This window comes from Paenibacillus sp. JNUCC32 (assembly GCF_014863545.1).
Taxonomy (GTDB): domain Bacteria; phylum Bacillota; class Bacilli; order Paenibacillales; family Paenibacillaceae; genus Paenibacillus_AQ; species Paenibacillus_AQ lautus_A.
Genome location: NZ_CP062260.1, coordinates 2,157,722 through 2,171,009, shown reverse-complemented (window position 1 = coordinate 2,171,009; position 13,288 = coordinate 2,157,722). Strand labels below are relative to the sequence as shown.

Here is a 13,288-nt window from a genome sequence, read left to right as displayed (position 1 = left end):
ATGAAGTTACAATGAATAATATCTCAATCGTCACTGGTGGTAGCCGTGGACTTGGTCGCAATACTGCCATCAGTATTGCCCGTCATGGCGGTGATGTCATCTTGACCTATCGTAGCCAAGCAGAAGAAGCAAAGTCTGTTGTTTCTGAGATCGAATCTTTGGGTCGTAAAGCAGTGGCATTACAACTTGATGTTGGAAATATTGCCAGCTTTGCGGCCTTTGTTGAGACAGTACGTTCGACCCTGCGGTCAACTTGGGATCGTACCACTTTCGATCATTTGGTGAATAATGCCGGCCACGGAGAAATGATAGACTATGCCGAAACTACAGAAGCTCAGTTCGACGGCCTGTTTAATGTGCATGTCAAAGGCGTATTTTTCTTGACCCAGGCTCTTCTGCCGCTTCTTGCAGATGGTGGTCGTATCTTGAACTTCTCATCGGGACTCACTCGCGTTTCTTATCCTGGCTTCTCTGCCTATTCCGCTGCAAAGGGCGCGGTCGAGATTCTAACCATCTATATGGCCAAAGAACTTGGTCACCGAGGCATTACCGCTAATACCATTGCACCTGGAGCAATCGAAACCGATTTTCTAGGAGGTTCTGTACGCGACATACCTGCTTATAATGACACGTTTGCCTCGATGACTGCCCTTGGTCGAGTCGGCGTACCTGAGGACATTGGTCCTGTAGTCGCCAACCTGCTTGGATCCGACAATCGCTGGGTTAATGCGCAGAGAATCGAAGTCTCGGGTGGTCAGAACATCTGATCGCAAGTAATAGCAGCAAAGACAATCCGTGATACTGGGGCTGTCTCCGAACGAATACGACCATATTGGGTAAGAATAAGTCCCACCCCCATCTTGGTCGTAATCGTTTCTCCCAATAAGAGAACGCTGATCACGATCGCAATGAGAGGGACCAGAAAATTAAACGATCCGATTTTGCCGGCTTCGCCTCTGCGCAATTCTTGACGAATATATTGCGAATCATTGGGGAGAAACATCCGGGGCTGACATTTGAAATTCTTGTGCATTACGGTAATCGGTACAAGTTCTTACTCGGGACAAGAACTTGTACCGATAAAACAAAAAAAGCCGCTAATTTAGCGACTTTCTACGGGACTATGTTCTTGTCCCTCGACAGGAAACAATACTTGTTCCAGCTCCTAAAGAGTCTACGAGTCGCACAATAGGACGACTCCGCTTCTCGACTTCTCAGCATTAAGTTCGATAATAGGACAGCACCCAGCACACGCCGTTTCGGTCGGTAACGATAGCCAACAGTCCGTTAAACGGAGCCTCATATGCTTCCGAGTTAATAATCCCTCCTGCCGCAAATTCTCCGTAGATCCTCTGGAACGCCTCCTCTGTCTCGATTCTTAAGAAAACTCTCACGTAATCGCCTTTCATTACCGGCTTTGCCGCTTGAGTATCAGCAAACTTAAGGGTTACCCCCTCTACATGCAGGTCCGCGTTAAGCACCTCTTCTCCTTGCTTGCGAAGAATGGCAATCTCACCACCAAACACGCTTTGATAATACTTGATTTCGTCTTTGCAATTTTCCAGTACGATGAACGGATTTGCTATCATCATTTACATCCTCCTAATTTTATTTGATCATATTTAGAACGTGCGATTTCAATGGCATGTGCAACATCTTGCTCGGTAATTAAATAAACGGATACCCAGCCCAAATCGGGATATGATGCGGCCTTGCGTTCCCTTCTTCAATCCATCGATCGCGTTCCGTTTTCGGGATGAGCAGGTCAAACAATCGGTTTCCGTGAAGATGCCCAATTTCATTGCCGTTCAACTTAAATTCTAACCCCCCGAACCGATGAGGGCGCATAGTAACCCCAGACCATGTCAACAGCTCTTCGCTCAAGCCTGCCCCTCCGTTCCCACTCATTTCTTCATCTCCTACTACTCGCTCAGATTCCGAAGCACAATTTTAAGCAGGTCTACAAACAAGTCATACTCCTCATCGGTAATGCCCTTCCGGGTTTTGTTCTTAACGCGGTCCAGCGCCTCCTGTACCTTCGGAACCACTTCACGTCCCAATTCTGTCAAATAGAGCAGCTGATAACGGTTATCGGCGGGATCGGCTTCCCTCCGCACGTATCCTTCTGCTTCCAGCTTGGTTATCGCCTTGGCGGTAGTCGTCTTGTCGATGAGCAACTTCTTGCTTAACGCCTTCTGCGTAATTGGCTGCTGAAAAGCAATCGCCATCAGAAATATATACTGTCCGCTTCCGATTCGATATGGCGCCAGCTCGGCTGAGATCAATATCTGCATGTGGCGATAGATGGCTGAGATGTATTGGCCGTGCGATTCCGTTTCGCCCTTTTCAGGTTGTCTCCAATGCTCGCTCAATTTACTCTCTCCTTGAATAGAATGTTATTGCAACTAATTTCATAATAAGCCATATAGGATGTTATTGCAACTATTTTTATGTAAAATTCCACCATAATAGTTACCGCAACTTGGGGTTCCCTGCAGTATTATTTCTCTTTGTAATTTATTGATTTATCGTTTCCTGTTAGCTTAAAGAAAAAGCAGCCGTTCGCATAGAACAGCCACTCTTACGTTGTTGGACTAACGTTTCCCGTTGATTGAATGTTCATATTTATCTATTTAAAAGAAGCAATCCGAAACTACCACGTTTAGCTCGCAAAAGGAAGCGCAACTGCTTGAAGGCTCTCTGCTTGTAGGGTTGGTTCAACCTGCTATTTTCCGCCTACACTTCGAATTTCCAGCACTCTAGTGATTTGATTAAAGCTCAGAACAAACCTCCTGCCGGATGTGAAGCCAAAAAATGCTGCAGTCCTACGACTCGTTTCAAACCCATCACTAAATCCCGCTTCACCCTCTGCGAAAAGTCGAACCTTCATTTTCTTTTCTTTGCCGGCCCTTCTTACCGTTATCACAGTATTGTCTGGCGGCAAATTGAGTGCGTTGCTAGTGAGTCCAGCAGCCAAAAATACATTGTCTCTATTAACATCGACTTGTTCAATGCCGAAAGGAGCGATGGTTTGAGTTCTTCTAAGACTTATGGTTAGAACATTCGTATTTGGGTCAAATTCCAGCGTATACAAAAATCGGCGATTAACCAGTCCAAACATTCTTGCGGTTGCCGGACTGACATCCAAAAAATTGTTAAACTGTTCTCCTGGACAGTTTTGTCCGGCTTCGGCATTTATGGTGACACGTTTTCTTACTAATCTTCTTTGGAATATCGCAGAGATTCCATTAGGAATTTGAAGTAGTGAACTGCCGCCTTGAGCACATCCGTCTACAAAAACGACGTTATTCGGAACCGATCTGTTAATCCTTACGATAACTGTTCCCCTGACCAATTTAATCATCCTTTCCCGTGGATCCTTTTGAATGAAAATTGGTTGGATAACCACCATGGCATATTATGCAAATCAAACAGCATGAGTTCTAGTTGACAAGAACTTAAAATCTATTTCCTCCATCCTTCAATTCCGTGACTTAGTATTTGTCATCGGCGCTGACGTCAGTAACTCCTGAGAACCAGGATGTCTGTAACACAAAACTACCTTAACTCCTCGTAAGCGCAACGCGGCTGCCGGAATAAGCTGGCAGCCGCGTTTTAGTTATTTATTAAACTCAATAGCTCATCACCGAGTTCGTAATAAGAATCATTCCATCATCTTTGCATTCTCATTTACACCTCTCCTGAAAAGGAAAATGCCCCTTCGAAAAAGGGGGTGCTATTCTTTTGATGACGGAGGTCGTTGGATGAATATGCTCGAAAACTTGAATGGAGGATTAGATTACATCGAACAGAATCTTGAGAAAGAGGAGTGATGAACACGAGATAGCAAAACGTGCTTACTGTTCGGTTTTTCATTTCAAAAGGATGTTTTCATACCTCGCAAGTATTCCTCTTCAAGAATATATTTGTCGTAGACGTGCTCAACTAATCGGTAATCGGCACATATTCTTGTCCTTTATGGCATTCGGTACAAGTTCTTGTCTTCGAATAGAGACAAGAACTTGTACTGATAAAACAAGAAGCCGCTAAATTAGCGACTTTCTATGGGACAATATTCTTCTCCCCCGACATCAACTCAACAGCCTTTTGTCATGGTGCTGCTAACGTTTCCCGTTAGTTTAATCATTACTTTTCATAACCAACGGGCCCATTTCTCTCAGTGTAGTACGCCCCCACTGCTCTACAAGCTTACAATAACTATCGGAGTCACGCATTCGAGAGGCAACATCGGCGATTGTCATGGTCCAAGCTATCTTAGGTAGCGGTATTGCATTCATCGGCCTTCGAATACCCTTCGTGCTTCCTGGTCCACTTGCCATATCTTGACGTATCGACTCCGTAGGATATCCTTCCTCCAGATGCTTCCGCAAAGCGGTTTGCACCCATACATACATTTCATCGCTGTAGCCTTCATGTTGAACCATGTACGAGGCAACAGTTAGAAAGTGCACCTGCCCATAGCTAGGATCGGTGAATTCAAGTGCCATAAATTCATTGAATATCGATTCGCATGTATTCTCCTTCGACAGCTTGGCGCCACATTTAACACAAGAATTCAATATGATTTCCTCCTATGTAATAGTTACAGTCTATTTTATATTCTTGTTCTTAGCGTACCTTTGGACTTAACTATTTAAATCACGTATCTATTCATCTGTGACCACCATTTTCCCATGCTTCTTCTTTAGTGAGAGGAGACCTAAACCATTATAGTAAGCTATTATTCTTTCAGAAATGCCCGTTTCTCGCTCTACATAACCTGTCGTATAAATCTAAATCTCCTCTTTCATTTAAATCATAAACCATAACCTTAAGGTAGAGTCAATATCTAGTGAACTCAAATTATCTATGTAGGGTTTGTATTATTTGTTATAGTGTTCTCGGCAATCGGTACAAGTTCTACTCCTCGCCTTGGGACTTGTACCGATAGATAAAACAAAAAAGTCGCTAATAGCGACTTCCAATGGGACTATGTTCTTGTTCCTCAACACAATAAGCGATTATCTGCCGGAGGACAAGAACTTGTTCGATTAAATGATTCGGGCAAAATCGATATAGTTGCGGACACCAATCCCACTCCAGTGCAAACTCTCATGCACCCTATAAAGGTAGGATAGATTTCCCGTCCGCCCTAATGATAGCAGACCCTGCTATTTATCGGATACGCCAAGCGCTTTGTTCCGTTCTTTAAACCTCTCGTTATGCGACGATACATAAGCCATTCTCGGCGCCTCGGGATCCAAGTACCGTTTGGCGCTGTTAAGCGCTAAGGCCGCATCCGTGAACGCTCCTGCAATGAGGTTAAGCTTGCTTTCGTAATTGGCGAAGTCGCCAGCCCCGAAAATGCCCGGCAAGTTCGTCTCAAGTCTCGGGCTGACGAATATGTTCCATTCGTCCATATCCAGTCCCCAATCAGATATACCTGTAAAATCAGACTTCAGCCCGTGGTTGACGATAACCTCGTCTATTTCTATCTCGCGCGAGTCCCCTGATTCGGTATGGGTAATCGTCACCCGTTCAATCGTCTTTCCGTTGCCGCTGTATAACTGCGTGACTTCATATGGCGTATGCACATCGGCAGAAGACTCCTTCATTCGAACAATGTTTTTTTCATGTCCGCCGAAGCGGTCGCGCCTATGTACGACTGTAACCTCAGCAGCGATGGGAACCAGCTCGTTCGCCCAATCGACAGCGGAGTTTCCCCCACCCGAAATAAGTACTCGTTTCCCCCTAAAAGGCTCTAGTTCTTGCACGGTATAGTGAAGATTGGACACCTCATAGTGCTCAGCCCCTTCCAGCTCCAGCTTCGCCATTCGCAGAATGCCGCGGCCGATAGCCAGAATGACCGTGCGAGTCCAGTGCTTCTCCCCCGTTGCCGCCTTCAGAATATACGTCGAATCCGCTTTTTTCTCCAGTCCGATGATGTGCTGGCCGAATACAATGGTCGGGTCGAACGTCTTCGCCTGCTCCGACAATTGGGCGATTAACTTCTCGCATAGGATCGGCGGAACCCCGCCAACATCCCAAATCATTTTCTCGGGATAAATAAGCATCCGCCCGCCGAGCTCGTCTTTCACTTCTATTAGCTTTGTCTTCAAATCGCGCATTCCACTATAAAAGGCAGTATACATTCCCGCAGGACCACCGCCGATAATCGTCACATCGTATAATTCAAGCTGCTCAGTCAATTGATATCCTCCTCAAGCCGGCTCATGTAAAGTTCATGCTGTGATAATCATTATCAATATAATTGTAGCTTCAGCCAGGTGATAATAACAATGGACAAAATCGACGGTTGCTTTATACAAAATACAAAATGGAGAATGCAGACTTTTCAGTGGCAAGGAAAACCGAATCAAGCTAAAGAACGCAGTATATCATCGATTTTTTTACCGTTGGAAATAATTCCGTTATTCATCCAAGTTAGAAAATCAACCTCGTAAACGTGGTTATTTCGTACAGCGGGCAGCTCACGCCACTCCGGCTGCTCTAGCAGTTCCCTCTCCTTTCCTTCTGCCTGGCTATGCCACTTATCGAAAGTAATGAACAGATGATCCGCGGTTAACGTGCGTAGGTCCTCTACAGAGAGATTGAACATGCCCGGCCTATTCGTTTTTGAAGCTACACCTACTGCGGAGTGGGAACGCAAGCCAACATCTCCATAGAGAACAGTCGAAACAAAGCCTTGCCCTTCTTCCGTATATTGAATGATGTGGTCCGCCGAGATACGCAAAAAAGCGACCGTTTCACCTTTTATAACCTGACTCAGCGTATGACTCGCACTCCGTGCTTTGAAATCATACTTTGCGATAGCATCTTCGGCCAACTCTGTCCGACCGAAATAATCAGCGACGGTACGCAGCAGCGTACGCCAATTATTGGTCTGCTCACGCAGGATGCATATGTTGGATATGCGTCGGCACTGAGAATATTGCTGTTGCTCATAACGATCCATAAGCAATATCAAATCCGGCCTATAACCGGAAAGCGCGTCAAAGTTGCCGCCGTTCTCGTCGAACGTCGGTATATGGTTTAAGCCTAGATAGTCTTGCTTGCCCCATTTCGCATGCCAGTACTGGGCGATAGGCTGCATATCCAGCGCGACCAAGAAATCCTCCAAATACGGCGCTACTACTCTAAGCTTTTCCTTGCGGCTGCGACGGTATTGTCCGGGCGATATGCCTACCGTCTGCTTGAAACGACGATTGAAATAATATTCATTGTTGAAACCTGCATTCAGTGCAATATCGAGCAGCTTGTCATCGGTGCTTGCCAGCCACTTCTTAGCTTCATTAATCCGTACTTCATTCAAGTACTGAAGCGGTACTTGACCCGTAGCCTCTTTGAACAGACGAGTATACTTCCAGCGATCAATGGCTGCGAGGGAGGCTAACTCCTCCACGGTCAGAATCTCACGGTAATACTGATGAATATGACGTATGCTGAGCTCTATCCCATGCCGCTCGATATCCGTTCCCTTATCCTCGGCTGCAGGAGCATTTTGACGGAATAGAAAAAGCAGCAGTTCTTGAAATCTTACAAATCGTTGGAACAGCTCGAGTTCGTCGCTCGCCCCGCGGAGTCCATATATCTCATCAAGCAGCTCCATCGTCTTCGCGAAAGGTGCGCAGGCAAGCTCTTGCTTATCCGGCAGCAAGCTCGAAGCTGCATCATATCCGCTCGTTACGAAGCACACACGGTAATAGCTGCAGTTCATAATCTCTTGATCAATAGATAAAGATCTCCCAGGACCCTGCAAATAGCATTTTCCTTGTCCCGTCCCGCTCATTATAATGAGCAGTTCAAAGCTTTCCTTATCGTTTCTATCGCTGCCGTCCAAATCACTCATTTCTACTTGCTCGCCCGCAACGATCAAGCGGATTGATCGCAGCACATAATGGACTAAAGGGGCAGTCCCAGCTTGTTTGCGCTGATCAATATCCATCGTTACTATCAACCCCTTTTTAATTGATATTCATTCTCAATGAACATAGTGTAAATCAAAAAGAGCCGCCCATCAACCATCGTTGAAAAGCGGCTCTTTCTCAATTATGGCGATGAGCCCTGCCAATGAACTTAATCACGCTTATGTCCTGCTAAGAAGCCAGCAGTCGAAGTAAATCATCCATCTTCAATCCGTTGGCCGTAATGGCTCCCGTCTGCCAAAACGATCTCTCTACGGGATATACATGGCCGTTCTTAAATGCAGGAACGGTCTGCCATAGCGGATCTGCCTTCATTTCCTCAAGCGCTTTCGCGTTGCTCTCTTCCTCCCACGTTCCGTTGGACGGAAGCAAAATAATATGGTCCGCGTCAAGCTCCGGAATGACCTCTTTCGACAAGACGATATTGCCCTCCGTCATCGCCTCGGCGAGCCCCGGTGCCTTCAAACCAAGATCCTCATACAAGATTTGTCCGACAAACGTGTTATGAATGCCGAAAATATTAATCGATTTGTCTACAACGTTCATCCGCAGAACAACAAGCTTTTCATCGCCGATCGCCGCGTTCAGCTTCGTCTTCACGTCGACAATACGGGCTTCGTAATCGGCAAGAACCTGCTCCGCCTTGTCGCTGAGACCAAGCAATTCGGCGATTAAGGTCAATGTTTTGCGCGAATCCGCTAGTACGTCATCCGGCAAGCGGAACGTCGGTGCAACCTTGGAATAGAGCTCGTATTGTGCTGCATCAACCTCTCCGGCGCCGATGATCAAGTCCGGTTCGGACACAAGCAAAGCTTCGATGCTGCCGGTCACGTCGAACAACGGTACTTCCAGCTTCAAATAATCCTGCTTGCCCCACATCGGGTTATAATATTGCACAATAGGAGTTACCCCAAGCGCAACCAAATAATCTTCACGATAAAGAGCTGAGATTCGCTTTGGATTTGCCGGAATCTCTACCTCTCCGAAGCCATCGGTTACGACGCGCGTTTCCGTCTGAGGCGGAGCTTCGCTTGGCGCTGCGGTTGCCTGTCCAGGCTGATCGGTAGTACCGCCTGTCGAGCCGCAGCCTGTCACCGTAATCATTGCTGCCGTTATAAGTGATATCCATCCTGTTTTCATAAATCCCGATCTTACCATGATTTAATTCACTCCCATAAGTTTTATGTTTTGTAGCAAAACAATTCGTTTATTGTTAATAATGATAATCATTATCATTTTGCTTGAGTAGATTTTACACCAAATTGGTTTACATGCTCAATATACATTCTCTACGACAGGCTTTATACAAACTCGTGACTTCCTACTAACGAATAGCAATGAAACATTCATGACCCTCTACCGGGTCACAGACTATGATGAAATGTCTTCTAAACCCTCCAATATTGCTAATGAACCAAGCAGACCTCGTGGCTTTCTGTGTTATAAATACGGAAGCGGTAACCTTGAAACACATAGGTTCAGGCACTAAGTCGTATCTTACAAAACCTCACAGGTTATGGCTATTAGAATCATTAAACATTGTCATGTCCTTGGCACGGGACATCTTGTACCTATAAAACAAAAAAGCCGCTGCAATAGCGACTTTTAATGGGACTCGACAACATTCTTAGCTTCAGCACCATATTCCAGTTTAAAGCCTTTGTGTATACAGAAGCATGGCTTTTGCAGGGCTCTCTGGCGTTATCCTCCACCTATAGGGCCCTTCCTATTTGAAACGAGAGACAAAGCGGCGTTGCCAAGGCGTCTCAACAGCTCGTGGACTGTATTGCAGCCGAATATAGTCGACAGCTTCATAATTTGGTAATCCATCAATCACAGCGAGACAAGCTAGTGCCGTACCCGTTCGCCCAATCCCTCCCCCACAGGCGATCTCAACCCGTTCAACTTCAGCCCGAGACCATGCTTCCCGAAGTGCATCAGCGGCTGCAGCCTTGTTTGTTGGCAACCAGAAGTCCGGCCAAGGAATCCAGCGGCTTTCCCAAGCAACGGGCGCTGGTTGTCGTCCGAGCAGGTAGAGTGCAAAAGTGGGCTGATGCCCTTGGGGAAGTGGACGTCTGAGTGCTCGGCCGCGGACGAGTCGACCTGAAGGAAGGCGCAACACACCTGGCGATTCGGGGTTCCAAGTATCATTCATTGTGTCACCCTCCTAAGGATTTAAGAACACCTACAACTAAACACTCCTTCGAAGCTTAACATTGCATTCTGACGTTGTCGCAGTGACGTACTCCATATAATTCACAGAGCCGTTAAAGTTCAAATAAGCTTCATAACGCATGCGGATTGCGGGTAAAGTGATCAAATCCAGAACATTCTCCTTTGGAACCCACCTGCATTCGCTAGATTCTTCAGTCGATTCAGCTAACTCTCCACCCACAGCTTTGCACACGAAATCAAACATGACCTTCGTAGGAACATCAGTTTCACCGTCATACCACTTATGGACCGCTGTATTCGAAACAACACTAATTAAATGGCTAACAATGGCGTCTATTCCACTTTCCTCTTTAATTTCACGGATCACGCCATCAATCAGGTTTTCTCCAACTTCAGTTATTCCACCAGGATATACCCAACCGTCGTCGTGGGCTTTTACTAACAGGATATTTCCAATTCCATCTTCTACAATTCCGCCTGCCGATACAATATGTGCCGGAAACGACATTTCTCAACCTCCTAATACCGATAATTTGTATATTTATTCCACGTGTTTCTTGTACTTCCCTGCTTTCATAAATTTATATGCTTTAAGGTACTCACGAAACGATTGGACTATCCTGCCCGTTAGTTTAATAACAGGGCGTCTGCCGCTGTCGATGAAATCATATTGGGAATTATTCTTCAAACAAAAAAGCCGCATAGATTGCGACTTTCAAATTCATCATGTTCTTGTCTCTTGACACGTGTCTGAATAACAAGCCAGCTCTTCAATGTCTTCATTGAGATATATCGTGTCCCGTTAGCGTAATCTACTCTTGGAGACAGAGTCATCGAACCGTCTGGTAAACGAGGCCTATGGCTCCAGAATCAAATGTCTTGTTTTCGATAAGTTTAAGATTGACCTTCTCCTTGAGACCTTGGAATAACGGCAACCCGCTGCCGATCAGGACGGGAGAAACCGTAATTTTATACTCATCTATTAAATCAAGCTGCATAAGGTAGTGTGCGAACCTAGGACTGCCGAGGATGACCATATCCTTGCCTGGCTGCTGTTTGAGGTTTTTGATCTCTTCCTCGACATCTTCTTTCACCAGTCTGGAATTGTTCCATTCGACTTTCTCCAGCGTCGTGGAAAAAACGATTTTGGCTGTCTTTTCGATCCACTCGGCATGATTAAGTTCATGCTGCGAAGCTGATGGGTTCGAGGGCACAGATGGCCAGTAACTGTGCATCATCTGATAAGTTCCACGTCCCCAGATGACAGTGTCGGCAGTACTCAGAATTTCTTTCGCGTGCTTCTCCAAATCAGCATCGTAAGCAACCCAGCCAATGTCCATTTCACCGTTCGGCCCTTCTACAAAACCGTCAAGCGATGCGTGCAAAAATAGAACGAGTTTTCTCATTTTCAGTTCTCCTTTGTTCATGAGGGATCTCTTACATTAACTACATTATAGGACAACTCAGCTTGAGTCGTTTCTTACGGATTGCTAATCACAAATGGGTTCTTAGAAAAGGAGAAGCGCTGGAATGCCTCTCCTTCTTCTATCAAATCACACCCATAAACGACCTGTCTCGCAGGTTTTCTTCACTCGCCTTTATTGATCCATGGTTTCTATAACAACATTCTTACCAAAATCTTCGCTTAGCAGAATCTCAATTAATTTGTGCGCAGTGTATTCAGGCGTTTGTAGCTTCCCTTCCTCAGAAAATCGAATGAACTCATTAACATATGGGAAAAGATCATTACTTACGGATCGAATTTCCGATTGTAAATGGGTATCGATCATACCTGGATAAACAGCGACTACTTTTGCTGGATATGTCACGAGCTTTTGCTCAATGTCTATACTTTTGGTAAATGAGTCAAGGCCAGCTTTTGCAGTGCTGTAACAGCTTTGTGAGGGTAATAAATATTTTGCGGATGCTGAGGATATGTTTAAAATTCTTTTGTCCACATTCATATCTTGGGTACGTTTAAGATAGTTAGCTGTTATTATCATTGGTGCTAATAGATTTAAATGGATGTTCTCAATTATTTTATCCGTTTCTATCCGTTCAATTGGGCTCACTGGAGTCAACATGGCAGCATTATTGATAAGATAGATCGCTTCATCGTTGGAATAAAGCTCAATTTGACGGAAGATGTCCTCAAAAAGTTGATCAATCTCGCCAATGTTTGTTAAATCAAAATTAAAATAATCAATTCTGCAGTCCCTATCCTGGGCTAGATCGATAATCCGTTGGTTCGTAGTTCTAGAAATGCATATAAGGTGATGGTTCTTATCGATTAATTGATTAGCCAACGATTCACCAATACCTCTTGATGTACCTGTTATCAATATATGTTTCAACCGGATCCCTCCTTATAAGTTAACTATGTATTTTCTCGAATAATAATTCTATTAACCGTTTCTTCCCAAATCATCTGATACTCCAAATCCATCTTCATCATCTTACATCTAGACAAATTATCAATAAGAAGGGCAAGAATTTTAGCACTGACTTCGATTTTTGTAGGTTCAACTAGACCCAGATCACTGCCTTTTGACAATAAATCACAGAAACCGTTGATAAAATCTTGTTGAACTTTCAATAAGGGAGCTCTAAATTGCTCATCACGCTCGGCTAGCATCGTGAACTCACTGAGCACTCTTAATGTTGAACGATACTCTTCATCATCGCTTGGCAGCATATTTAAACCGCCCCGAATTATCGTTTCTACGAAATTGTCTTTATTAACGGATTCAGCGTTAAAGTAAGCAGCAAAATAATGATCCCTAAAAATATAATCAAATGTTCGGCTAATCAACTCTTCCTTTGTTGCAAAATGATAGTATATGGAGGATTTCGTTATGCCTACTTTTTTAGAAATCAAGCCTAAACTCGTTCTCTCTATCCCATGCTCTGCAAACAGCTCATATGCCGCTTGGACGATATGACTTGATGTTATCTCTCTTTTCTTGATAACCTTCAGGCTCCCTTCATCTGAATTAATGCCATTATAAGGATTATCATAATGCATTGTCAATAATTTAACGACCGATCGTTCAAAAATATTCAAATAAATCTATCTAATCGGTAATCGGTACAAGTTCTTGTACCAAGGCATGTGCAAAAAAATTATACCGATATAATAAAAAAGCCGCTAAAATAGCGACTTCAAT

At 44.7% G+C, this 13,288-nt stretch carries 15 protein-coding genes; 1 reads left to right on the top strand and 14 read right to left on the bottom strand.

What is annotated here, in order from left to right; genetic code table 11:
* Nucleotides 1–11 precede the first annotated feature (11 nt).
* Nucleotides 12–767, top strand: coding sequence for an SDR family NAD(P)-dependent oxidoreductase (locus tag JNUCC32_RS09810; RefSeq protein WP_192571837.1), 756 nt, complete (start codon nucleotides 12–14; stop codon nucleotides 765–767).
* Here JNUCC32_RS09810 and JNUCC32_RS09805 read toward each other — a convergent pair.
* The 14 genes from JNUCC32_RS09805 to JNUCC32_RS09740 all read right to left on the bottom strand — a co-directional run bounded on the left by JNUCC32_RS09805 (nucleotide 755) and on the right by JNUCC32_RS09740 (nucleotide 13,185).
* A complete protein-coding gene (locus JNUCC32_RS09805; protein WP_228468918.1) occupies nucleotides 755–1,003 on the bottom strand; it encodes an EamA family transporter in 249 nt (82 codons plus the stop codon). The genes JNUCC32_RS09810 and JNUCC32_RS09805 overlap by 13 nt on opposite strands.
* 217 nt (nucleotides 1,004–1,220) lie before the next feature.
* On the bottom strand, nucleotides 1,221–1,592 hold the full coding sequence (locus JNUCC32_RS09800) for a VOC family protein (protein WP_228468917.1): 372 nt from the start codon (nucleotides 1,590–1,592) through the stop codon (nucleotides 1,221–1,223).
* A 76-nt stretch (nucleotides 1,593–1,668) separates the two neighbouring features.
* Entirely contained in the window at nucleotides 1,669–1,908 is a 240-nt protein-coding gene (locus JNUCC32_RS09795; protein ID WP_430623456.1) for a luciferase domain-containing protein, read from the bottom strand.
* A gap of 14 nt (nucleotides 1,909–1,922) precedes the next feature.
* A complete protein-coding gene (locus tag JNUCC32_RS09790; RefSeq protein WP_192571836.1) occupies nucleotides 1,923–2,372 on the bottom strand; it encodes a MarR family winged helix-turn-helix transcriptional regulator in 450 nt (149 codons plus the stop codon).
* A gap of 353 nt (nucleotides 2,373–2,725) precedes the next feature.
* Nucleotides 2,726–3,364, bottom strand: a complete 639-nt coding sequence (locus tag JNUCC32_RS09785; protein WP_192571835.1) for a hypothetical protein — start codon at nucleotides 3,362–3,364, stop codon at nucleotides 2,726–2,728.
* Nucleotides 3,365–4,139: 775 nt separating this feature from the next.
* Nucleotides 4,140–4,580, bottom strand: coding sequence for a DUF5946 family protein (locus JNUCC32_RS09780; RefSeq protein WP_192571834.1), 441 nt, complete (start codon nucleotides 4,578–4,580; stop codon nucleotides 4,140–4,142).
* Nucleotides 4,581–5,171: 591 nt separating this feature from the next.
* Nucleotides 5,172–6,209 (bottom strand): NAD(P)/FAD-dependent oxidoreductase, encoded by a 1,038-nt coding sequence (locus JNUCC32_RS09775; RefSeq protein ID WP_192571833.1) that lies wholly within the window; start codon nucleotides 6,207–6,209, stop codon nucleotides 5,172–5,174.
* A gap of 167 nt (nucleotides 6,210–6,376) precedes the next feature.
* The gene (locus JNUCC32_RS09770) at nucleotides 6,377–7,966 is read right to left on the bottom strand and encodes a helix-turn-helix domain-containing protein (RefSeq protein WP_192571832.1); all 1,590 of its coding nucleotides are present in this window, start codon (nucleotides 7,964–7,966) and stop codon (nucleotides 6,377–6,379) included.
* Between the two features lie 151 nt (nucleotides 7,967–8,117).
* On the bottom strand, nucleotides 8,118–9,104 hold the full coding sequence (locus tag JNUCC32_RS09765) for an ABC transporter substrate-binding protein (protein WP_192571831.1): 987 nt from the start codon (nucleotides 9,102–9,104) through the stop codon (nucleotides 8,118–8,120).
* A gap of 568 nt (nucleotides 9,105–9,672) precedes the next feature.
* Nucleotides 9,673–10,101: a protein-tyrosine phosphatase family protein gene (locus JNUCC32_RS09760; RefSeq protein ID WP_192571830.1), complete on the bottom strand. Its 429-nt coding sequence runs from the start codon at nucleotides 10,099–10,101 to the stop codon at nucleotides 9,673–9,675.
* Between the two features lie 36 nt (nucleotides 10,102–10,137).
* On the bottom strand, nucleotides 10,138–10,629 hold the full coding sequence (locus tag JNUCC32_RS09755) for an NUDIX hydrolase (protein WP_192571829.1): 492 nt from the start codon (nucleotides 10,627–10,629) through the stop codon (nucleotides 10,138–10,140).
* Between the two features lie 322 nt (nucleotides 10,630–10,951).
* Complete coding sequence (locus JNUCC32_RS09750) at nucleotides 10,952–11,527, bottom strand: dihydrofolate reductase family protein (RefSeq protein ID WP_192572642.1); 576 nt, start codon at nucleotides 11,525–11,527, stop codon at nucleotides 10,952–10,954.
* A 192-nt stretch (nucleotides 11,528–11,719) separates the two neighbouring features.
* A complete protein-coding gene (locus JNUCC32_RS09745; RefSeq protein WP_192571828.1) occupies nucleotides 11,720–12,475 on the bottom strand; it encodes a (S)-benzoin forming benzil reductase in 756 nt (251 codons plus the stop codon).
* Between the two features lie 23 nt (nucleotides 12,476–12,498).
* Entirely contained in the window at nucleotides 12,499–13,185 is a 687-nt protein-coding gene (locus JNUCC32_RS09740) for a TetR/AcrR family transcriptional regulator (protein ID WP_192571827.1), read from the bottom strand.
* Nucleotides 13,186–13,288 lie beyond the last annotated feature (103 nt).

Excerpts from the sequence above, each read along its gene's own strand:
- JNUCC32_RS09765 (WP_192571831.1), bottom strand. The coding sequence starts at position 9,104 with ATGGTAAGATCGGGATTTATGAAAACAGGATGGATATCACTTATAACG.
- JNUCC32_RS09795 (WP_430623456.1), bottom strand. The coding sequence starts at position 1,908 with ATGAGTGGGAACGGAGGGGCAGGCTTGAGCGAAGAGCTGTTGACATGG.
- JNUCC32_RS09810 (WP_192571837.1), top strand. The coding sequence starts at position 12 with ATGAATAATATCTCAATCGTCACTGGTGGTAGCCGTGGACTTGGTCGC.
- JNUCC32_RS09800 (WP_228468917.1), bottom strand. The coding sequence starts at position 1,592 with ATGATGATAGCAAATCCGTTCATCGTACTGGAAAATTGCAAAGACGAA.
- JNUCC32_RS09785 (WP_192571835.1), bottom strand. The coding sequence starts at position 3,364 with ATGATTAAATTGGTCAGGGGAACAGTTATCGTAAGGATTAACAGATCG.
- JNUCC32_RS09750 (WP_192572642.1), bottom strand. The coding sequence starts at position 11,527 with ATGAGAAAACTCGTTCTATTTTTGCACGCATCGCTTGACGGTTTTGTA.
- JNUCC32_RS09760 (WP_192571830.1), bottom strand. The coding sequence starts at position 10,101 with ATGAATGATACTTGGAACCCCGAATCGCCAGGTGTGTTGCGCCTTCCT.
- JNUCC32_RS09770 (WP_192571832.1), bottom strand. The coding sequence starts at position 7,966 with ATGGATATTGATCAGCGCAAACAAGCTGGGACTGCCCCTTTAGTCCAT.
- JNUCC32_RS09755 (WP_192571829.1), bottom strand. The coding sequence starts at position 10,629 with ATGTCGTTTCCGGCACATATTGTATCGGCAGGCGGAATTGTAGAAGAT.
- JNUCC32_RS09805 (WP_228468918.1), bottom strand. The coding sequence starts at position 1,003 with ATGTTTCTCCCCAATGATTCGCAATATATTCGTCAAGAATTGCGCAGA.